Source organism: Candidatus Enterococcus courvalinii (assembly GCF_017315945.1).
In the GTDB taxonomy this organism is placed as follows: domain Bacteria; phylum Bacillota; class Bacilli; order Lactobacillales; family Enterococcaceae; genus Enterococcus_B; species Enterococcus_B courvalinii.
The window spans coordinates 45,973-67,098 of sequence record NZ_JAFLWI010000006.1 but is presented as its reverse complement, the minus strand read 5'-3'; the positions used below and the strand labels follow the sequence as shown (position 1 = coordinate 67,098).

Below are 21,126 nucleotides of genomic sequence, written 5' to 3'. Positions count from 1 at the left end.
CATTATTTTTGAAAGCCTTTTCCGAAACGATTTACCAAATCTAGCGAAGTGATTGGATACTTTTAGCTAATGTCACTTGATCTCTTAATAAAATGCCCTCTTCATAAATGGGCCCTGCATAGTTTTTGATAAAATAATCCTTTTCTCGAGAAATTTCACTAAACCCCTTTTTTTGATACAAATGTAAAGCAGCAGAAGTGATACTGCCCGTACGAATGATTATTTGCGTTTGATTTTCTGCCTCTTCCTCAATTTGTTGGAATGCGGCTTCTAATAGTAAACCACCGATTCCTTTTCCTTGGCTTTGGGGAGCTACCGCAACATTCATGATTTCAAATTCATCCTTTGTGGCGACAAAAATCAAGACTCCCAGTGTTTCTCCATTTTCTTTCCAAATAATTCCTTCACCTTGCTCAAGGTAAGCAAGCACTTTTTCTTTTTCAGGATCAGCATCTAGTAGTAACGCCCATGGAAGTTCATTTGCCTTTAATTTTTCAATCATCGGTAATAGTTCTCCTTTCATTGCTAAAAAAGAATAAATTTTCCCCTTTACTCTCGTCCATCATAATCTGGCTGCTCTTTGTCAACTGTATTCCTCGTTAATTTGAAGTTTTTTGGTACATAATCAATGCCGCCTCTTACAAATGGATGACAACGTAAAATCCGTGCTGTCCCCATTAACGTTCCTTTCACAGCACCATGCACTTGAATCGCACGAATCATATAATTTGAGCATGTCGGATAATAACGACAACTCGGTGGAAATGCGGGTGAAATGAATCGTTGATAACCTCTTACTAAATAAATCAAGAATTTTTTCATTTTCTCTGCCTCACTAATCAGTCTATATAAAAAGGAGTTGCGACAAAAATTGCCACAACCCCTTAAATCTCAGTTAAAAAAGTCTCGAATATGAAGCCATAAATCAAGTTGGAAAACTCGAAACGGGTTTCCACCACCGATTATGCCGTAACCAATCATTGTACCGGCAATAAAAAGAAGAAAAAGCAAGATGATCACAATTAGAATCTTCATCAAACTGACTAAAATATAACGATGGTTACTCATTCAAACACGTCCTTAAGCGATAGTTTGTGCAGTTTTTTCTGTTGGTGTTTGATCCATTTCAACACGTTCAACATTTGCACCCAGTTGTTGTAATTTCAAATGGAAATTATAATAGCCACGATCTAAATATTTCAAATTACGAACACGTGTCACACCATTTGCTTTTAATCCAGCTAAAATCAACGCAGCAGCAGCACGTAAATCCGTAGCATATACTTCTGCACCTTGTAATTCATGGGCGCCTTCAATCATTGCAACATTTCCATCAATCTTAACATGTGCATTCATACGACGCATTTCTTCCAAATGTTGGAAACGATTTTCAAAGACAGTTTCAGTTACGACACTTGTACCTTCAGCAACCATTTGAATGGCAGACATTTGTGCTTGCATGTCTGTTGGAAAACCAGGATGAGGCATTGTTTTCACGTCCGTTGGTAATACATGTTTTGGTCCAACTACACGAACGCCACCTTCTTCATCTGTAATTGTCGCACCCATTTCTGTTAATTTAGAGATCAAAGGACGGTTGTGTTCAGAAATCGCATCAGCAATTAAAACATTTCCTTCTGTCATTGCTGCAGCAACCATGAATGTTCCTGCTTCAATACGGTCTTGAACGATTGAATGTGTCACAGCGTGTAAATGTTCAACACCTTCAATACGCATTGTTTCTGTACCAGCGCCATAGATATTTGCGCCCATTTTATTTAAGATATTTGCCAAGTCAACAATTTCGGGTTCACGAGCAACGTTTTCGATAATCGTTGTACCTTTTGCTTTCACAGCAGCCATCATGATATTTTGTGTTGCACCTACACTTGGAAAGTCTAAATAGATCGTATTACCAATCAATTCATCAGCGATTGCTTCGATATAACCATTTTTTTGGATAATCTTCGCACCTAACGCTTGGAATCCTTTTAAATGCAAATCAATTGGGCGTTTGCCAATGGCACAGCCACCAGGCATCGCCACTTTTGCATGACCATTTCTGGCTAATAATGGACCCATAACAACGATTGATGCGCGCATTTGACTAACATATTCATAAGGCGCTTCGATTTCTAATTGTCTTGACGCATTAAGTGTCACTTGATTTTGCTCTTCATCAAAGTCAACATCTACATTCAAATGACGGATCACTTGATTCATTGTAAATACATCTGAAAGAATTGGAACATTCGTTAATGTTGTTGTTCCTTCTTCCGCTAATAAACTAGCAGCTAAAATTGGTAGTACAGCATTTTTAGCTCCTTCAATCTTGACAGTTCCTGTTAATTGATTGCCACCTTGTACGATGATCTCTTCCATGTTGTTCCCCCCAAAAAAATTCCAATGAGCATACTCTTACTCAAAATCTTTTTCATTATAGCATTTCTTCTTTTAAAATAGTACCCTTTTTTGAAATTAGATACTAAGAAAAAGATTCCGACATAACGCCATGATTTCTAGAAAAAAATTGCTAGCAGTGTATCCTAAAAAAATTGAAAAAAAGACAATTACCATTCTGATTTGCGTAGTATTTTGCATATATTTAAAAAACGTTTCTGTACGCAAAGAACGCAAAGACCAAAAAGCTAAATAAATAAACGCTAAATGACTCACCATTCGAATAATTGCGTCAATTCCATAGACTTGCATCATAACGTCCTTTCTTGCATCTATTTCCTGTAATCTCAATAAAACGATAATACCATAAATTTTCTAAAAGGAAAAATAACTGTGCCTTTTTTACATAAAATAAATGCAATTAAAAAAACTGTGCCAAAATCAACGACTGACTTTGGCACAGTTTTTATCAAAAAATAAGTTCATTTGAATCTACGTATGCTTAGAAACATTGATCCGATTGATTGCTCGGTGTAATGCAACTGTTGCACGTTTCAATTCATTCGTATCTTCTTTTTGTTTTGCTTCTTCGATTTGACGTTCTGCTCGTTGTTTTGCTCTTTCAGCACGAGAAACATCAATATCGCGTTCACGTTCCGCAGTATCTGCGACGATGGAAACTAGATTATCACGAACTTCCATGATTCCTCCGTTAACCGCAATCCAGTCAACGTGCGTATCAGAGTCCGTTCTCTTGATGCGAACTTCATCAATGGCTAAAGGAACGATAATTGGAGCATGTTTCGGTAAAATCCCCAATTCTCCAGCAGTTGTACGTGCAACGACAATTGCTGCATGGTGATCATAGACCAAGCCGTCAGGTGTTACCACATTAACTGTTAAAAATTGATCCATGGGGCACCCCTTTCTAGTAGCCTAGTTTTTTCGCTTTTTCAACGACATCTTCAATTCGACCTACGCTTCGGAAAGCTTCTTCAGGAAGATCATCATATTTACCTTCTAAGATTTCACGGAAACCTTTAACTGTTTCTTCAACAGGAACATAAGATCCTGGAAGACCAGTAAATTGTTCTGCAACGTTAAAGTTTTGTGACAAGAAGAATTGAATTCGACGTGCACGAGAAACTAAAACTTTTTCTTGATCAGATAATTCATCCATCCCTAAGATTGCAATAATATCTTGCAATTCACGGTAACGTTGTAAAACGTGTTGGACTTCAGTAGCCACTTTATAATGTTCTTCACCAACGATTTCAGGTGCAAGTGCACTTGAAGATGATGCCAATGGATCCACCGCTGGATAAATCCCTTGTTCAGTTAATTTACGTTCCAAGTTGGTCGTTGCATCTAAGTGAGCAAATGTTGTAGCTGGCGCAGGGTCAGTATAGTCATCGGCTGGTACATAGATAGCTTGGATAGAAGTAATTGAACCTTTTTTCGTTGAAGTAATACGTTCTTGTAATTGACCCATTTCTGTTGCTAAAGTTGGTTGGTAACCAACAGCAGAAGGCATACGACCAAGTAAGGCAGATACTTCTGAACCAGCTTGTGTGAAACGGAAAATGTTATCAATAAACAATAGTACGTCTTGACCTTCAACATCACGGAAGTATTCAGCAATTGTTAAACCAGTCAAGGCAACGCGCATACGTGCACCTGGTGGCTCATTCATTTGTCCAAACACCATCGCTGTTTTTTCAATAACGCCAGAATCTTTCATTTCATAGTAAAGGTCATTCCCTTCACGTGTACGTTCACCCACACCGGTAAACACTGAAATACCACCATGTTCTTGTGCGATATTGTGGATCAATTCTTGGATCAATACGGTTTTACCAACACCGGCACCACCGAACAAACCAACTTTCCCACCTTTAAGGTAAGGAGCTAGTAAGTCAATAACTTTGATCCCTGTTTCTAAAATTTCAGTACTTGTGCTTAATTCATCAAAATTAGGTGCTTTTTTATGAATTTCGCTTCTTTCAGCATCTTCTGGGAAAGGTTTTTCTAAATCAATAGTATCCCCTAATACGTTGAATACACGACCTAATGTTTCTTTACCAACTGGAACAGAGATTGCTTTGCCTGTATCGACAACTTCCATCCCTCTTTGTAAACCATCTGTTGATTCCATTGCAATCGTACGGATCACACCGTCCCCTAGTTCTAGGGTTGCTTCAAGAACAACTTTTGATTTTTTTTCATCTTTTTTATAAACAACTAACGCGTTGTTGATATCTGGTAAGGATTGGTCTAAAGAAAATTCCACGTCGACAACGGGACCGATTACTTGAACAATCTTGCCTGAACTCATCTTTTTTCCTCCAATCTCAATACTATTCTAGTGCCGAAGCTCCGGCAACAATTTCGGTAATTTCTTGGGTAATAGCCCCTTGTCTTGCACGGTTATAAGAAACCGTCAAGTCATCAATAATGTTTGCGGCATTATCAGTTGCTGTTTTCATTGCAGTCATGCCTGCTGCGTGTTCGGCAGTTTTAGCATCGACAATTGCACCATAAATCAAACTTTCAGCATATTGAGGCAATAATTGAGCTAAGATTTCTTCTTTTGAAGGTTCAAAAATGTATTCTTGCTCAAAACTTGTTGCTTCTTCTGGATCTAAATCTGAGATTGGTAACATCTTTTCTACACGAAATTGACTAGTTAATGAATTTATATGATGGTTGTAGCACACATATAATTCGTCAAAGACTTCATTTTGATACATTGTTGTAGCCATATTCACGATTTTTCTCACTTCATCAAAACTTGGTTGGTCAGATAAGTTACGCAATTCATAGGCAAGGTCAATACCACGAGCTTTGAAAAAGTCCGCACCTGTACCCCCAATTGCAATCATCACATACTCATCGGATGATTGGTGATCTTCTTCCAAAATCGACATCGTTTGTTTCAAAATTGAACTATTATAACCACCAACTAAACCACCGTCAGCTGTGATCACAATATAGCCTGTCTTTTTAACAGGGCGACTAATCAACATTGAATTATAGTTAATATCATTATTTGTGTTTGAAGAAGCAATATCACTTAATTGGGTCGCTGTTAAATGCGTAACGATTTCTCTCACTTTGTTCGCATAAACCTGAAACTTCTTAGATGAAGATTCTGATTTCGTCAGCTTCGAAGCAGAAACCATTTGCATGGCACGCGTAATTTGACTTGTTTTTTTCGTTGAAGCAATACGTGTCTTAATTTCATTTAGTGAAGCACCCATTCATCTCACCTCACTATGCATTTTGAATGGATTTCAATTTGTCTTCTGTCGAGGATGTACTACCTTTAGAAGCTAAGAAAATGTCTTTGTATTCTTTGATTGCACTGTTCAACGCTTCTTCTTCTGGAAGATCTTGTGTTGTACGGATAATTTCAAAGATATTTGGATGATTTGTATCCAAGTATTCAAATAATTCACTTTCAAAGTCAAGAATGCTATCCACTGGAATACTGTCTAAGAAACCATGAGTCAACGCATATAAAATGATGACTTGTTTTTCTACAGCAAGTGGTGCATGTAATTTTTGTTTCAAGATTTCTACAGTACGACGACCGCGATTTAATTTGGCTTGTGTTGCTGCATCTAAATCTGAACCAAATTGCGTAAATGCTTCAAGTTCTCGGTAACTTGCTAAGTCAAGACGTAGCGTTCCGGCAACTTTTTTCATTGCTTTGATTTGTGCAGAACCACCAACACGGGATACAGATAACCCGGCATCAACGGCTGGACGTGTTCCTGCGTAGAATAAATCACTTTCCAAGAAAATTTGTCCATCAGTGATTGAAATAACGTTTGTTGGAATATATGCAGAAATATCTCCTGCTTGTGTTTCAACAAATGGCAAGGCAGTCATTGAACCGCCACCTAATTCATCACTTAATTTTGCTGCACGTTCTAGCAAACGTGAATGCAAGTAGAAAACATCCCCTGGATATGCTTCACGACCTGGCGGACGGCGTAATAGTAATGAAAGTTCACGATAAGCAACAGCTTGTTTTGATAAGTCATCAAAGATAATCAAAACATGTTTGCCATTATACATGAATTCCTCACCCATCGCTGTACCAGCATAAGGTGCGATATAAAGCAATGGTGCTGGTTGAGAAGCACCCGCATTGACTACGATTGTATAGTCCATAGCGCCATATTTTTTCAATGTTTCAACCTGTGTACGGACAGTTGAATCTTTTTGTCCAATCGCAACGTAGATACAAATCATATCTTGTCCTTTTTGGTTGATAATTGTATCGATTGCAATGGATGTTTTACCTGTTTTACGGTCACCGATGACTAATTCACGTTGTCCACGACCAATTGGGACCAAAGCATCAATTGCTTTTAGACCTGTTTGCATTGGTTCATTAACTGATTTACGTTGCATAACACCTGGTGCCATTGCTTCTACAGGACGAGCTTTATCAGTAACGATTTCTCCTAGTCCATCGATAGGTTGACCTAAAGGATTCACGACACGTCCAATCAAAGAATCTCCAACTGGAACTTCCATGATTTTACCTGTACGTTTTACTTTATCTCCTTCACGAATGGATTCGAAATCACCAAGGATAATAATCCCTACATCATTTGATTCTAAGTTTTGCGCCATTCCGTATGAGCCGTTTGAAAATTCAAGCAACTCACCACTCATTGCATTTTCCAATCCATGCGCACGAGCGATTCCGTCACCGACGTATGTGACAGTACCAATTTCTTCAACTGAAAGCACGCTTTGATAATGTTCAATTTGTTCTTTAATCAAGGCACTAATTTCTTCTGCTTTGATGGCCATTCGATTCACCTACCTCTTTGTACTATCTATTTAATTGATTACGCATTGTTTCCAATTGCGTCCGAATGCTACCGTCGATCACTCGATGGTCGGCTTCAACAATTGCGCCACCAAGAATAGAAGAATCAACGATTGTTTCTAATTCAACTGTTTGATAGTTCATTGTTTTTGCTACATTCTGTTCTAATTTTTCTAACTGTTCATCAGATAAAGGAACGGCAGTTTTCACTGTTCCAAGTAATAACCCATTACTTTCATTATAACGATGTTCATATTCATCAATCATGAACAATAGATCATCCATCCGATTGTAATTGTAGACCACTTCTAAAAAGTTTTTAACAACACCGTCATATCCACCGATTAACTTATCCATGATAAGTCGTTTTTCATGTGGTTCTAAACGAGCATCACTGAGCACTCCCCCTAATTCAGGGACTTTTTCATAAATTTTACGTAAGCTCAATAGTTCTTGATAGATTTCTTCGCTATTGTTTGAATCGATCGCCAGTTCAAACAAAGCTTTTCCGTAGCGTCTACCAACAGTATATTTATCTAGTTTCATTTGAAGAACCTAGACCTTCGATATATTGGTTGATTAATGATTCATGCATTTCTGGAGATAATTCTTTATTCAAGATTTTTTCCGCAATTTGAAGGGAAAGATCAGCAACATCATCTTTAACAGAGTTCAATGCATTGTCACGTTCTAACGTAATATCTGCTTTGGCTTTGTTTTTTAGACGAACGACTTCATCTTGTGTATCCTTCAAAATATTTTGGCGGCTAAGTTCTCCACTTTCTTTCGCATTTTTAATAATTTCAGCTGCGTCAGAGCGAGAAGCTAACAATTGTTGTTCGCGTTCTTGTTCCATTTTCGCTGATTTGATGCGAGATTGTTCTGCAGAATCTAAATCATTGGCGATCTTATCTTCACGTTTCTTCAAAATTTCACTAATTGGTCCCCAAGCAAAATGCTTTAAAAGAGCAAGTAGGATCAAAAATGAGCCGCTGACAACGATGATATTACCTAACATCGGATTGCCAACTTCTGCAATTGCCAATTGATTCAGCATAAGCTAGCCTTCCTTTCTTTGAGGTTTCTCTAGTTTCCATGTAAAAAAGCAGGAACAAACCGAGTTGTTTCTGCCAGTTTACTTACATTTATTAAACGGCAAAAACTAGAATTAAGGCGATAACCACACCAAGAATAGGAACAGCTTCAACTAGGGCTACCCCAATAAACATTGTTGTACGTAATTGACCAGACATTTCAGGTTGGCGAGCCATTGATTCGATAGTTTTTGAGATTACTTGACCGTTACCATAACCGGCACCGATTGCTGCCCCCATGATTGCGATTGCTGCTGCGATATAATTCATAATATTTTTTCCTCCTAAAATAAATAAATAGTCGTTTTCTAAAACAAATATTACTCTTCTACTTCAATCTTATGGCTCATATAAACCATTGATAAAGTGACAAAGACAAATGCTTGGATGCTTCCGATAAACAATGAAAATGCAATCCAGACCATCTCTAATGGAATTGCTAATGGTAGTGACAGCCAGCCCAGGCTTGTCATCATTTTTGCAATCAAGGTTAGCAAAACTTCCCCCGCGTAAATATTCCCATAAAGACGTAAAGCGAGTGTTAATAAATTTGTAAATTCTTCAATGATCTTCATTGGTAACATGAAACTATAAGGTTTCAAGAATGAATTTACAAAATAGCCTTTTAATCCAAATCGTTTTACCCCAAACAAATGAGTAAGTAAAATCATCATAAATGCCAATGTTAATGTCACAAATGGATCAGCTGTTGGACTTTTCCAAAGTGTCGTTTCATTTGGTAGGACGATTTTTGTCATTAGACCGATATTATTTGCAATAAAAACAAATAAGAATAAGGTAAATGCTAGTAAATGGAAATTACTTAGTTCTTTTCTAGGCAAGTTATCTGTAACAATTCCTCGACTGAAATCTATTACCCATTCAATCGCATTTTGTTTTCCAGTTGGTTTCATCTTTAAGTTACGCGTAAAGAAGTACACTAGAAAGAAAACGATTAGACAAGTTAATAACACCATCATACAAACAGTACCATCAAACCACACAGGTCCAATGTGGAACGTTAGCGAGCGTTCATCCAATTCATTTCACCTCTTTTCTCTTTTCCCTGAAATTCACATGAAATAACTTTCAAGTGCGCATTTGGTTTTTCTGAAAAAATCTGATCATAACCAATCGGTATCATACCACCATGAAACAGAAAATACAAAACATTTTCATGAAAATTAGACACTTTTTCGTTTCAGTCTAATTTGATGAAGTTTTCATTTAAATTATGATGGTGATTTTCTAGGAAAACCTTTAGTAATCGTGCTTTATCAGATTAAATGCTACCAAATTTTATCATTAAGTAAAAGCAAAAGCACCGAATATGCGAAAAAGGATATTGAAATTATCTGGAGAAATTTTTCAATGTTCGATCAATTTGACGATCGACATCTTTTCGTTTCAAGTCTTCCCGTTTATCATACGATTTCTTTCCTTTGGCTAAACCTATCAAAACTTTTGCATACCCATTTTTGATATATACTTTCAAAGGGACGATCGTTACCCCTGCATTTTTTGTTTCACCAACTAGTCGGGCGATTTGCTTTTTATGCAAGAGTAACTTACGTGTCCGCAATGGATCATGATTAAAAATATTTCCCTGTTCATACGGACTAATATGGACATTATATAGGAAGGCTTCGCCATTTCGAACACGCACAAATCCATCTTTTAGATTGATTCGGCTGTTTCGAATCGATTTGATTTCCGTCCCTTGTAAAACCATGCCTGCTTCCATCGTGTCAATAATCGAGTAGTCATGGCGAGCCTTTTTGTTTTGTGCAATTAGTTTTCCCTCGCCTTTTGGCATTCTAGTTCCCCCAAACTATTTTATTTTTTCTTTTTCTTGATTCCTTTATAAAAAGGTTTTTTACCACCTTTTCCTTTTTTCTTAGCAGGTTGGAAGTCATTTTTCTTCCCGCCAGCTTTTTTATTTCGTGGATTTGCTTTGCGTCCACGATTTTGATTTTGATTGCCTGCCCTACCTTTTTGTTTGGCTTTTGGTCGTTCAAGTTGCGCTACTTCTTCTGCTGAGACTAGTTCAAAGTCTACTGCTCGTTCTTCTGGACTTGCTTTGACCACTTTGACTCGGACTTTTTGCCCAATTTTGAAAGTTAGCCCTGTGCGTTCACCAACCAACGCTAAATGATTTTCAATAAAGTGGAAATAATCTTGTTTCAAATCATTGATATGGATTAGACCCTCGATCGTATTAGGTAGTTCAATAAACAAACCGAATTTTACCACTGAACTAATGATGCCATCAAACTCTTCTCCAACTTTATCCATCATGTATTCTGCTTTCTTCATTGCATCAACTTCACGTTCTGCCTCAACTGCTCGGCGTTCCATTTTTGAACTGTGTTCAGCGATGTCAGGAAGTTCAGCAGACCAGATTGCTTGTTTTTCTTCACTACGGTCCTCACTATAAGAACGAATCAAACGGTGAACGATTAAGTCCGGATAACGGCGGATTGGTGAGGTAAAGTGTGTATAATACTCAGCTGCTAAACCGTAATGACCATAGTTCTCTTCTGAATAACGTGCTTGTTGCATACTTCTCAATAACATCGTATTGATTACTGCAGATTCAGGCTTTTCTTCTACGTCTTCGATTACTTTTTGCAAATCTTTTGGTGTAATCGTTCCTTTTGTTCCTTTAACTAAGATTCCTAATGCTGAAGCAAAGTCAAAGAAACGTTGCATTTTTTCTTCTTTAGGTTGTTCATGAATTCGATAGATGAAAGGTAAATGAAGATCATGATAGTGTTGTGCCACTGTTTCATTGGCAGCAAGCATAAATGATTCAATCAATCGTTCTCCTACACCACGTGTTCTCAATAAAATATCTAAAGGATGTCCTTCTGGGTTCACTAACACCTTGGCTTCGCGATCCTCAAAAGAAATCGCACCACGGCGGATTCGCATCTTTTCCAATATTTCATGTAGTTCTTTCATAGCCCGAAACATCGGTACTAGTTGTTCATAGCGTTTCATTGTTTCTGGATCTTCGTCTTCCAAAATTTCATTTACAGCAGTATAAGTCATTCGTTCAGTTGTTTGAATAACACTTTGAAAAATCTCATGACTCACAACGGTTCCATTTGGATCAATTTCCATTTCACAACTCATCGTCAATCTTGGCACATGTGGATTTAAGGAACAGATACCATTGGACAATCGTTGTGGGATCATAGGGATCACACGATCAGTCAAATAGACACTTGTTCCACGATCATAAGCTTCACGATCCAATTGGCTTCCTTGTGTTACATAATAAGAAACATCTGCAATATGAACCCCCAAGAAGTAATTTCCATTTGCTAGTTTGCGAACAGTTACTGCATCATCCAAGTCCTTCGCGTCTTCGCCATCAATCGTTACTATTAGTTGTTCTCGCAAATCACGTCGCCCAACTAAATCTTTTTCATTGATATGATCAGGGACTTTATCTGCTTCTTCTAATACATCATCAGGAAATTTCGTTGGAATTCCATTTGCTACAACGATTGATAAAATATCCATACCAGGATCGTTTTTATGACCAATTACTTGTTTGACAATCCCTTCTAAACTAGTAGCATAACCATTTTCTGGATAATGGGTCAATTCTACGATCACGATACTTCCGTCTACCGGACGAATACCTTCTGCGGCTGCATATACTTTAAACCTCGTTAATTTTTTATCTTTGGGAATCACCACGCCATAAAGATCCGTTTCTGCTTCTTCCTCAGGTGAATACGCAACGAACTCACCAACGAGTTGTGTTGTTCCACGCTCTCGAATCTCAACGATCTTTCCTTCGGCGCCTCGATCAAGTGCCGTATCTGCCGTTTTAATAATATCGATTGCCACGATGTCTCCGTCCATTGCATAACCAGTGGCTTCCTTTGGAATATAGACATCATCTTCTTCTGGATCAATTGTTACAAATCCAAAACCACGTTCATTTCCACGGAATGTTCCTTCAATCAGTAATGGTTGTAGTGGCAACTTCACTTTACCTTTTTTGTTAAAAACGATACTTTGTTCTCTTTCCATTTGTGCAATCGTTTGGACTAATAGTTTAAAGTCTTCACTTTTTTGAAATCCTAATCCTTCTGCAATTTCTTCCATTGAAAAGCTTTTTTTACGGCTACTTTCCATAAAAAAAATAATTTTTTCTTTAATTGTTTCTTTTGTCATTTAGTTTCCTCATTCCAGGGTAATTTCTCTAAAAATTCTAGGACATCTTGTTCTAACTCACGCCGAGCGTTGCCAACCGTAATCACATGCTTACTTGTCGGATACCATTGAAGCGTTACTCGCTGTTTGTTCAAACGACGAGCCGTTTCATAAACACCCATTGGATCAATCATTTCATCTTGACCTGCTTGAGCTAAAAATATTGGTGCTTGAATTTTTGACAGCTTTTCATTTGCATAAGCTGCTTGTTCTTGTATATTTGCTAATTGTTCCTTAACTAAGGGACGATAGATTTCAAGTTGTTGCTGAATTTCTGTTTCTGACAGTCCTGCTACATTCAATACTTGTTGTGCATAAATGAGAAAGTTTTCTGGTACATTCGTTTCTATTGGTGAAATTGGTGAACAGAAAAAGCCGCCGCCAATCACATTTTCTTCTTCAAGTAGTCTTGTCGCAAAAATACCACCCATAGACAAACCAAAAACAGCAACTTCAGTAAAGCCATTTGCTTTTAAAAACGCGAGTGCTGCTTTCGCATCTTCCCACCAAATTGTGGCATCTTGATGTAAAATGTCTTCTGGATCCAATGTCCCATGACCTGAAAACATCGGTGCATAAACAGTATAATTTGCTTTTTCCAAAAAGCGGCAAAGCATTCGGACATCGTTTGAGCTACCTGAATATGCGTGCAAAAGTAAGACTGCTCGCTTTCCATGCTCCGCATAAAATGGTTTTGGTAAACTTCCTTTCAATTCAATCACCTCTCGCTCTTCATTTTACCATAGTTGCACTCAGAAACTTCTCGTTTTCACCTGCTCCACCAATAAAAAAAGCCCCTCGCAAATTGGCGAGAGGTTTCTTGATTAGTTTGAAGATAAAAACGCTAGGACAAACAATAGAATCATCCAAACGGCTCCCAGCACAGCAGTTGTTCGTTGCATCACAGCTTCAAAGCCACGTGCTTTTTGCTTCCCAAACAACTGATCCGCTCCACCAGTAAATGCGCTCGCCGCACTATTTTGTTTACTTGGCTGCATCATAATTGCAATGATCATGACGATCGATAAGGCAATTACGATTCCTAAAATTAAATTATACATACGCTTCAGCTCCTCCTTCTTTGAAAAATATCATCTCTTTAACTCTACCATAGAATGAAAATAAATTCAAAAAAAGGTTGTAAAAGAAGGTTATGGTTTCAAGCATCTAGCTTCGAAAAAATGAGAAGCAACTGACAAAAATAATTTCTCCTACTTTCTAGCGGTTATAAATTATTTTGAGAAATTGCTTTGTAAATACCGTGAATAAAATTGTGGCGCAAAATATCTTGTTCCGACAAACAAGTGAACAGGTTGCTAAAATAGCTTCCACTAATTTATCATTCTGTAACTTATTACGAAGAGTTGTTCGGGAAACATCGGAAAGTTTTGGTCCCCAATGTTTAGACGCAAATAACAATGTGTTCTTTCCAACATCAGTTTTCCCACTTTCAGACTCATCATGAAAATCAACTTTCAACAATCTATCCACAAAAAAAGAGTTACGTCAAAAACGTAACTCTTATCCTTTTTCTATTTATTTACGTAATACATCGCCATATTCAGGTTTTGTATCAAATTCTTTTTTAGCAAATGGACATAGCGGAATAATTTTTTTTCCTTCACGACGAGCTAGTTCAACACCACTATTCACTAACTTTTCTGCCAATTTTTGTCCACGGTAAGTAGGTTCGACAAACGTATGATCAATAATCATAATATCTGGTCCAGCATCAGACCAAGTCATTTCTCCAATTTCTTGTTGTTCATCATTGTATAAAGCAAAACGATTTTTTTCTTCTTTGATTTCCATTTTACACTTCATCCTTTCGAATAAACTTCAATGCACCACTTGGACATGTTTGAATAACGCGGCTACTTTCATCAGCACTTGCATTATCTGGCATGATCCACGGTCTACGACCTACTTCAAAAACGGCCGCATTCCCGCGAACACAATTTCCACTGTGGATACAAATCTCTTTGTTATAAAAAATATCTATCTTTTCACCCGAATATTTTCGATAACCTGCTTCAAACAATTCTTCTTCGGTTGAAAAATGTTCATTGTTCACCTGTTGCTCCATCATACCACCCCTAAAATAACTCGTGTTTTTATATAGTTCATTTTACCAATCTCTCTTCGAACCAGCAACTATTTATCCTCGCAGACAAGAGTAATCAGATAAAGTATCATTTTTTAACAAATTACATGCAACTACTTAATCAGACATTCAAATTGGCGCTCAATATAAATTACTTAGATGAAACTTTGCATTTTTTTCTTCTATAATTATTTACTGCAAATCGTCTCTTCGGAAAAAAAGCAAAATGATTTATTGACCTGCCAAAATGCGTTCATCGATAAAAGAAAATACAACTGCCCAATAAGTCTTTGGTTCATTCAACACTGGTGCTAAATGTTCCGCATTTGGGACCAACAACAATTCTTTTTCCCCTGCTGTTGCATTTTGCACCGTGTACGCTGCTTCAACCGGTACAAAATAATCATGTTCCCCATGGATAATTAACAATGGCAAATGATTACTACCTAGTTGCCGTGTGGCAGATGCTTGCTTTAAAGAATATCCAGCATATTTTTGAGCGTAAGAATTTGCGTACCGCATAATCAACCACTTTGGAAATGAAGTTAGCTTGCTTAACATATAACGAAATTCTGCATAAACAGAAACATACCCACTATCCAAGATAAAGCCTTTCACAGAAGAAGGAAGCTTCTCACCACTAGCCATCATAATCGTTGATGCACCCATCGAACCACCGTGCAAAACAATCGAAGCCTCTGGATATTCTTTCATCAGCTGTTTGATCCAAGCAATCAGATCCAGACGATCTAACCAGCCCATCCCAATGATTTCACCTTCACTTTCGCCATGTGCACGCAAATCTGGAATCAAAACATTAAATCCTTGTTCTGCATATTTTTTCCCAATAAAAGACATGTCTCGTTTACCCGTACTTCGGTAATCATGAATGCAAATCACCCAATTTTTTTGTCTTCGATCTGTGATAAACCATTTTCCTACAAGTTTTAATCCATCATAGCTTTTGATTGTTTCGGTAACACCTGTTTGCCAAAAAAGCTCTGCTGATTCTTCTAGTTGCTGTCGTTTGGTTTCGACAATTTCAGACGCTGACGGATCCATTAAGAGATGTCCTGTTGTTTCATACCAATTATGACCCCGTTGTACGCCAACTGTGATCAACTTTTTTGCATAGGAATAAGAAATAACACTAAAAACAATAGCAAGAACCACAATTACTAAAATAAAATACAACATAATGATCAATTCAATACCTCCACCACTCAACTATCATTAATTTTCACTATGAGATCAATTAATCAATGCTGATTTTTGTTTTTTTAAAAAATTCAAGTAAACTATATTTTTATTGTACCATTCTAATAAAAAAACTGTTGAATTTTTAAATACCTAATCTAAAAAAATAGAGAAACAAAAGCAATAATCGCTAATCCGCCTTGTGTAATAATAATTTTTTTATCACTCGTTATGCTTCCATACAAAGCCACTAAAATAATATACAGTAACAAGATTTTCGCGAGCTCAATACCTACAGAGGAGACATACGTCGCATAAAGTAATCCTACGCCGATCAATCCATTATAAATTCCTTGATTCTTGAATAAAACAGTTACAGATGGACGTGCTAATTCTTCTTTTGACAAATGGAATACTCGTCCAGTGGTTGCTGAGGTGGTTGCAAACGTCTCTAAATACATAATATAAAAAAACTCGATTGCTACTAACGTGATAATTATCGTTGAAAAAAGATGCATATTGTTTCTCTCCTTTGATACTTATTGATGCTATTTATCATATAAAAATTCGATCGGCTTGTAAAACAATTAACTGCACAGTATTTTATGAACAAAAAAAGACGTGAGGCATGCCTCACGTCTAAAAATAGTTAATTCGTAAAAATTATTTATTTTTTAAGTTGTAGAAAGATTTGATTCCTTTGTATTCAGCAACTTCACCAAGTTGGTCTTCGATACGTAGTAATTGATTGTATTTAGCAATACGGTCAGTACGTGAAAGAGAACCAGTTTTGATTTGGCCAGCGTTAGTTGCAACAGCGATGTCAGAGATTGTTGAATCTTCTGTTTCACCAGAACGGTGAGATACAACTGCAGTGTAGCCAGCTTCTTTAGCCATTTCAATAGCTTCAAAAGTTTCTGTCAAAGTACCGATTTGGTTCACTTTGATAAGGATTGAGTTAGCAATTCCTTTTTCGATACCTTCAGCTAATTTTTGAGTGTTTGTTACGAACAAGTCGTCACCAACTAATTGAACTTTGTCGCCTAATACGTCAGTTAATTTCTTGAATCCGTCCCAGTCGTTTTCGTCTAGGCCATCTTCGATTGAGATGATTGGGTATTTAGAAACTAATTCTTCGTAGAATTTGATCATTTCATCAGTTGTTTTTTCGCCTTCGCCTGAGTCAGCTAAAACGTAAACACCTTTTTCTTTGTCATAGAATTCTGAAGAAGCAGCATCCATAGCAAGAACAACGTCTTTACCAGGTACATAGCCAGCTTTTTCGATTGCTTCGATGATAACTTCGAAACCTTCTTCGTTTGAACCAAGGTTGGGAGCAAATCCACCTTCGTCACCAACTGAAGTTGCTAATCCGCGACCTTTTAAGATTGCAGCTAAAGCGTGGAACACTTCAGCACCCATACGTAGTGCTTCTTTAAATGTTGGAGCACCTACAGGCATGATCATAAATTCTTGGAAGTCGATTGAGTTATCAGCATGTGATCCACCATTGATGATGTTCATCATTGGAGTTGGTAATACTTTTGTATTAAATCCGCCTAGGTAGTGGTATAAAGGTACTTCTAGGTAGTCAGCAGCCGCACGAGCAACAGCAATAGATACACCTAAAATAGCGTTCGCACCTAATTTACCTTTGTTAGGAGTTCCGTCTAAAGCGATCATAGCTTTATCGATAGCCATTTGGTCACGTACATCGTAGCCAATGATTGCTTCAGCAATGATGTTGTTTACGTTATCAACAGCTTTAGTAACACCTTTACCACCGTAACGAGCTTTGTCGCCATCACGTAATTCAACTGCTTCGTATTCACCAGTTGAAGCACCTGAAGGAACCATTCCACGGCCAAAAGCTCCGCTTTCTGTGTATACTTCTACTTCGATTGTTGGGTTACCGCGTGAGTCTAAGATCTCGCGAGCGTAAACATCAGTAATAATTGACATGTTTTGTCTCTCCTTTGAGTTTGTTTTTATCCTAAGGGATTTCCCTCATATACGATTTTAGTTAATTTTGTGATGAAGTGCAAACATTTATTGCTTTTTTTCACAAATTTTCAAAAATTATTTTACAGCGTCTAATAAAGATAAGAATGAATCAGCTTCTAAGCTAGCTCCGCCAACTAAAGCTCCATCAACGTTTTCTTTAGCCATGTATTCAGCAATGTTTTCTGGTTTAACAGAACCACCGTATTGGATACGTACAGCATCAGAAACTTCTTTACCATATAATTTTTCAACTGTTTGACGAACAACACCACAAATTTCATCAGCGATTTGTGCATCAGCAGATTTACCAGTACCGATTGCCCAGATTGGTTCATAAGCAATTACCATATTGCTTACTTGTCCATCTGTTAAGTCTTTAAGACCTTCAGTGATTTGACCTTCGATCCATTCAGCAGTTTTTCCTGCTTCATATGTTTCTAAAGTTTCACCACAACATAAGATAGGTGTCATACCATTTGCAAAAATTGCTTTTGCTTTTTTGTTGATATCTTCATCAGTTTCATGGAAATATTCACGACGTTCTGAATGTCCAATGATAACATATTGAACACCAAGATCTGCTAATGCAGCTGGTGAAGTTTCACCAGTGAATGCGCCTGAATTTTCCCAGAAACAGTTTTGTGCAGAAATTTTTAGTTCAGTACCTTCAGCAGATGCCATTAATTCTTGTAAGAATAATGAAGGTGATCCGATAACAGAATCAACTACTTCATTTGAAGGGATTTTGTTTTTTACTGCTTCAGCAAATGCTTTTGCTTCAGATGCAGTTTTGTTCATTTTCCAGTTACCAGCGATGATTGGTTTACGCATGATGAACACACACTCCTTTTCTTTTTCAAAACACAAGTCTAAGGGTACACTTTTTTAAAGTGCACACCTAGATACATGTAGATTATTTGTCGTTAATTGCTGCTAGTCCAGGTAATTCTTTACCTTCTAACAATTCTAAACTTGCGCCCCCACCAGTTGAAATGTGAGTGAATTTGTCAGCAAAGCCAAGTTGTTCAGCTGCAGCTGCAGAGTCCCCACCACCGATGATTGTCGTAGCATCTTCAAGGTTTGCGATTGCTTCACAAACTCCGATTGTACCATTAGCGAAGTTACTCATTTCGAACACACCCATTGGTCCGTTCCAAACAACAGTTTTCGCACCTTTTAAGGTATCAGCAAATAATTTAACTGATGCAGGTCCGATATCTAGAGCCATCAATCCATCAGGAATGTCGCCTTCGATAACTTGAGTTTCTACGTCGTTTGAGAATTCTGGTGCACAAACGTTGTCGATTGGTAATACAAGTTTGTCGCCTGCTTTTTCAATCAATTCTTTGGCTAATTCGATCTTGTCAGATTCAACTAAAGAACTTCCGATTTTAATTCCTTTTGCTGCGTAGAATGTATAGGTCATTCCGCCACCGATCAAGATCTTGTCAGCTTTTGGAATCAAGTTTTCAATAACGCCGATTTTGTCAGAAACTTTAGCACCACCAAGGATTGCGATCATTGGGCGTTTTGGTTCTTCAACAGCTTCGCCGATAAATTTGATTTCTTTGTCCATTAAAAATCCAGCAACTGTTGGAATACCAGTTGAAGCGATTCCTACGTTAGAAGCATGTGCACGGTGAGCTGTACCGAAAGCATCATTGACAAAAACATCACCTAATGAAGCCCAGTATTTACCTAATTCTGGATCATTTTTGCTTTCTTTTTTACCATCAACATCTTCAAAACGAGTGTTTTCAAAGACAACAACTTCGCCGTCTTTCATGTTGTTGATTGCTTCTTCTAATTCTTTTCCGCGAGTTTCAGGTACGAAAGTAACTTCTTTACCTAATAATTCGCCTAAACGTTTAGCAACTGGTGCTAAAGATTTGCCTGCTTTATCTTCTTCAGCTTTTACACGTCCTAGGTGAGAGAAAAGGATTGCTTTTCCGCCTTGTTCAAGCACATAGTTGATTGTTGGTAAAGCAGCTTTGATACGTGTATCGTCAGTGATCACGCCATCTTTCAAAGGAACATTAAAGTCAACACGGACAAGAACTTTTTTATCTTTTAAGTCGATATCTTTTACTGTTTTCTTAGCCATTTTGTTTCCTCCTAAATAAACTTGTTATCAAAAAAAGCGGAGAAGCGCGATTGCTTCCCCGCTTTTAAGTGTACTTGTTTAAATTTACACTCGTACGTGTTTCTTATAGTTTAGCGAAGTATTCTAAAGTACGTACTAATTGTGCAGTGTAAGACATTTCGTTGTCGTACCAAGCAACAGTTTTAACTAATTGTTGGTCGCCTACTGTCATTACTTTAGTTTGAGTTGCATCAAACAATGAACCGAAAGTCATACCTACGATATCTGAAGAAACGATTTCGTCAGTGTTGTAGCCGTAAGATTCGTTTGCAGCTTCTTTCATTGCTTCGTTGATTTCGTCAACTGAAACTTCTTTTTTAAGAACTGTTACTAATTCAGTTAATGAACCAGTTGGAACAGGAACACGTTGAGCAGCTCCGTCTAATTTACCGTTCAATTCAGGGATAACTAAGCCGATAGCTTTAGCAGCACCTGTTGAGTTAGGAACGATGTTTGCAGCAGCAGCGCGTGCGCGGCGGAAGTCACCTTTAGGGTGTGGTCCGTCTAGAGTCATTTGGTCACCTGTGTAAGCGTGGATAGTTGTCATTAATCCTTCAACAACACCAAATTTGTCGTTCAATGTTTTAGCCATAGGAGCTAAACAGTTAGTAGTACATGAAGCACCTGAGATAACTGTTTCTTTACCAGTTAATGTTTCGTGGTTAGTGTTATAAACGATTGTTGGAACATCGTCTCCACCAGGAGCAGAGATAACAACACGTTTAGCACCAGCTGTTAAATGTTTTTCAGCAGCTGCTTTAGAAGTGAAGAAACCAGTACATTCTAGAACGATGTCTACGCCTAGTTCGCCCCATGGTAATTCTTCAGGGTTACGGTTAGCTAAAACTTTAACTTCTTTACCGTTAACGTTGAAAGAACCTTCATGAACTTCAACTGTTCCGTTGAAACGTCCTTGAGTTGTGTCATATTTTAACAAGTGTGCTAACATTTTAGCATCTGTTAAGTCATTGATTGCTACTACTTCGATTCCATCTACATCTTGGATACGGCGGAACGCTAGACGTCCGATACGTCCAAAACCATTAATACCTACTTTAACTGTCATTTAAGATTTCCTCCTTATGAAAATCAAAAAAATTTT

Annotated in this window: 25 protein-coding genes; all 25 read right to left on the bottom strand. The window is 37.6% G+C overall.

All coding sequences use genetic code 11. The features are described 5' to 3' along the window. Nucleotides 1-40: 40 nt before the first annotated feature. Entirely contained in the window at nt 41-502 is a 462-nt protein-coding gene (locus JZO71_RS04660) for a GNAT family N-acetyltransferase (RefSeq protein ID WP_206898426.1), read from the bottom strand. 47 nt (nt 503-549) lie between these two features. Further along, complete coding sequence (yidD, locus tag JZO71_RS04655; RefSeq protein WP_206898425.1) at nt 550-822, bottom strand: membrane protein insertion efficiency factor YidD; 273 nt, start codon at nt 820-822, stop codon at nt 550-552. A 69-nt stretch (nt 823-891) separates the two neighbouring features. Next, the gene (locus tag JZO71_RS04650; protein ID WP_206898424.1) at nt 892-1,068 is read right to left on the bottom strand and encodes a DNA-directed RNA polymerase subunit beta; all 177 of its coding nucleotides are present in this window, start codon (nt 1,066-1,068) and stop codon (nt 892-894) included. Between the two features lie 12 nt (nt 1,069-1,080). Next, complete coding sequence (murA, locus tag JZO71_RS04645) at nt 1,081-2,382, bottom strand: UDP-N-acetylglucosamine 1-carboxyvinyltransferase (RefSeq protein WP_206898423.1); 1,302 nt, start codon at nt 2,380-2,382, stop codon at nt 1,081-1,083. Between the two features lie 96 nt (nt 2,383-2,478). Further along, complete coding sequence (locus tag JZO71_RS04640) at nt 2,479-2,712, bottom strand: DUF1146 family protein (protein WP_206898422.1); 234 nt, start codon at nt 2,710-2,712, stop codon at nt 2,479-2,481. Between the two features lie 180 nt (nt 2,713-2,892). Beyond that, the gene (locus JZO71_RS04635; protein WP_067483772.1) at nt 2,893-3,315 is read right to left on the bottom strand and encodes a F0F1 ATP synthase subunit epsilon; all 423 of its coding nucleotides are present in this window, start codon (nt 3,313-3,315) and stop codon (nt 2,893-2,895) included. A 13-nt stretch (nt 3,316-3,328) separates the two neighbouring features. Beyond that, nucleotides 3,329-4,735 carry a F0F1 ATP synthase subunit beta gene (gene atpD, locus JZO71_RS04630; protein WP_067483770.1) on the bottom strand — a complete coding sequence of 469 codons (1,407 nt, stop codon included), beginning with the start codon at nt 4,733-4,735 and terminating at the stop codon, nt 3,329-3,331. Nucleotides 4,736-4,757: 22 nt separating this feature from the next. Further along, nucleotides 4,758-5,660 (bottom strand): F0F1 ATP synthase subunit gamma, encoded by a 903-nt coding sequence (locus JZO71_RS04625; RefSeq protein ID WP_206898421.1) that lies wholly within the window; start codon nt 5,658-5,660, stop codon nt 4,758-4,760. A 13-nt stretch (nt 5,661-5,673) separates the two neighbouring features. Then, nucleotides 5,674-7,230, bottom strand: coding sequence for a F0F1 ATP synthase subunit alpha (atpA, locus tag JZO71_RS04620; RefSeq protein WP_206898420.1), 1,557 nt, complete (start codon nt 7,228-7,230; stop codon nt 5,674-5,676). 22 nt (nt 7,231-7,252) lie between these two features. Then, the gene (gene atpH, locus JZO71_RS04615; RefSeq protein ID WP_206898419.1) at nt 7,253-7,795 is read right to left on the bottom strand and encodes an ATP synthase F1 subunit delta; all 543 of its coding nucleotides are present in this window, start codon (nt 7,793-7,795) and stop codon (nt 7,253-7,255) included. Then, the gene (gene atpF, locus JZO71_RS04610) at nt 7,782-8,306 is read right to left on the bottom strand and encodes a F0F1 ATP synthase subunit B (RefSeq protein WP_206898418.1); all 525 of its coding nucleotides are present in this window, start codon (nt 8,304-8,306) and stop codon (nt 7,782-7,784) included. The genes atpH and atpF overlap by 14 nt, the downstream gene beginning before the upstream one ends. A 91-nt stretch (nt 8,307-8,397) precedes the next feature. Further along, nucleotides 8,398-8,613 carry an ATP synthase F0 subunit C gene (gene atpE / locus JZO71_RS04605; RefSeq protein ID WP_010718599.1) on the bottom strand — a complete coding sequence of 72 codons (216 nt, stop codon included), beginning with the start codon at nt 8,611-8,613 and terminating at the stop codon, nt 8,398-8,400. Nucleotides 8,614-8,663: 50 nt separating this feature from the next. Continuing rightward, nucleotides 8,664-9,383, bottom strand: a complete 720-nt coding sequence (gene atpB / locus JZO71_RS04600; protein ID WP_206898417.1) for a F0F1 ATP synthase subunit A — start codon at nt 9,381-9,383, stop codon at nt 8,664-8,666. Between the two features lie 311 nt (nt 9,384-9,694). Next, nucleotides 9,695-10,159: an SsrA-binding protein SmpB gene (smpB, locus tag JZO71_RS04595; protein WP_067483756.1), complete on the bottom strand. Its 465-nt coding sequence runs from the start codon at nt 10,157-10,159 to the stop codon at nt 9,695-9,697. 20 nt (nt 10,160-10,179) lie between these two features. Further along, the gene (gene rnr, locus JZO71_RS04590; protein WP_206898416.1) at nt 10,180-12,537 is read right to left on the bottom strand and encodes a ribonuclease R; all 2,358 of its coding nucleotides are present in this window, start codon (nt 12,535-12,537) and stop codon (nt 10,180-10,182) included. Beyond that, nucleotides 12,534-13,289 carry an alpha/beta hydrolase gene (locus JZO71_RS04585; protein WP_206898596.1) on the bottom strand — a complete coding sequence of 252 codons (756 nt, stop codon included), beginning with the start codon at nt 13,287-13,289 and terminating at the stop codon, nt 12,534-12,536. The genes rnr and JZO71_RS04585 overlap by 4 nt, the downstream gene beginning before the upstream one ends. A 111-nt stretch (nt 13,290-13,400) precedes the next feature. Next, on the bottom strand, nt 13,401-13,637 hold the full coding sequence (gene secG, locus JZO71_RS04580; protein ID WP_067483752.1) for a preprotein translocase subunit SecG: 237 nt from the start codon (nt 13,635-13,637) through the stop codon (nt 13,401-13,403). 475 nt (nt 13,638-14,112) lie between these two features. Then, nucleotides 14,113-14,388, bottom strand: coding sequence for a GNAT family N-acetyltransferase (locus JZO71_RS04575; RefSeq protein WP_067483750.1), 276 nt, complete (start codon nt 14,386-14,388; stop codon nt 14,113-14,115). A gap of 1 nt (nt 14,389) precedes the next feature. Then, nucleotides 14,390-14,665 carry a (4Fe-4S)-binding protein gene (locus tag JZO71_RS04570; protein ID WP_206898415.1) on the bottom strand — a complete coding sequence of 92 codons (276 nt, stop codon included), beginning with the start codon at nt 14,663-14,665 and terminating at the stop codon, nt 14,390-14,392. A gap of 246 nt (nt 14,666-14,911) precedes the next feature. Next, entirely contained in the window at nt 14,912-15,883 is a 972-nt protein-coding gene (locus JZO71_RS04565) for an alpha/beta fold hydrolase (protein ID WP_206898595.1), read from the bottom strand. A 152-nt stretch (nt 15,884-16,035) separates the two neighbouring features. Then, entirely contained in the window at nt 16,036-16,395 is a 360-nt protein-coding gene (locus tag JZO71_RS04560; protein ID WP_206898414.1) for a DUF1304 domain-containing protein, read from the bottom strand. Between the two features lie 145 nt (nt 16,396-16,540). Beyond that, nucleotides 16,541-17,839 carry a phosphopyruvate hydratase gene (gene eno, locus JZO71_RS04555; protein WP_206898413.1) on the bottom strand — a complete coding sequence of 433 codons (1,299 nt, stop codon included), beginning with the start codon at nt 17,837-17,839 and terminating at the stop codon, nt 16,541-16,543. Nucleotides 17,840-17,956: 117 nt separating this feature from the next. Beyond that, on the bottom strand, nt 17,957-18,712 hold the full coding sequence (gene tpiA / locus JZO71_RS04550) for a triose-phosphate isomerase (RefSeq protein ID WP_206898412.1): 756 nt from the start codon (nt 18,710-18,712) through the stop codon (nt 17,957-17,959). Between the two features lie 82 nt (nt 18,713-18,794). Continuing rightward, a complete protein-coding gene (locus tag JZO71_RS04545; protein ID WP_206898411.1) occupies nt 18,795-19,985 on the bottom strand; it encodes a phosphoglycerate kinase in 1,191 nt (396 codons plus the stop codon). 103 nt (nt 19,986-20,088) lie between these two features. Next, on the bottom strand, nt 20,089-21,090 hold the full coding sequence (gene gap, locus JZO71_RS04540) for a type I glyceraldehyde-3-phosphate dehydrogenase (RefSeq protein ID WP_206898410.1): 1,002 nt from the start codon (nt 21,088-21,090) through the stop codon (nt 20,089-20,091). Nucleotides 21,091-21,126 lie beyond the last annotated feature (36 nt).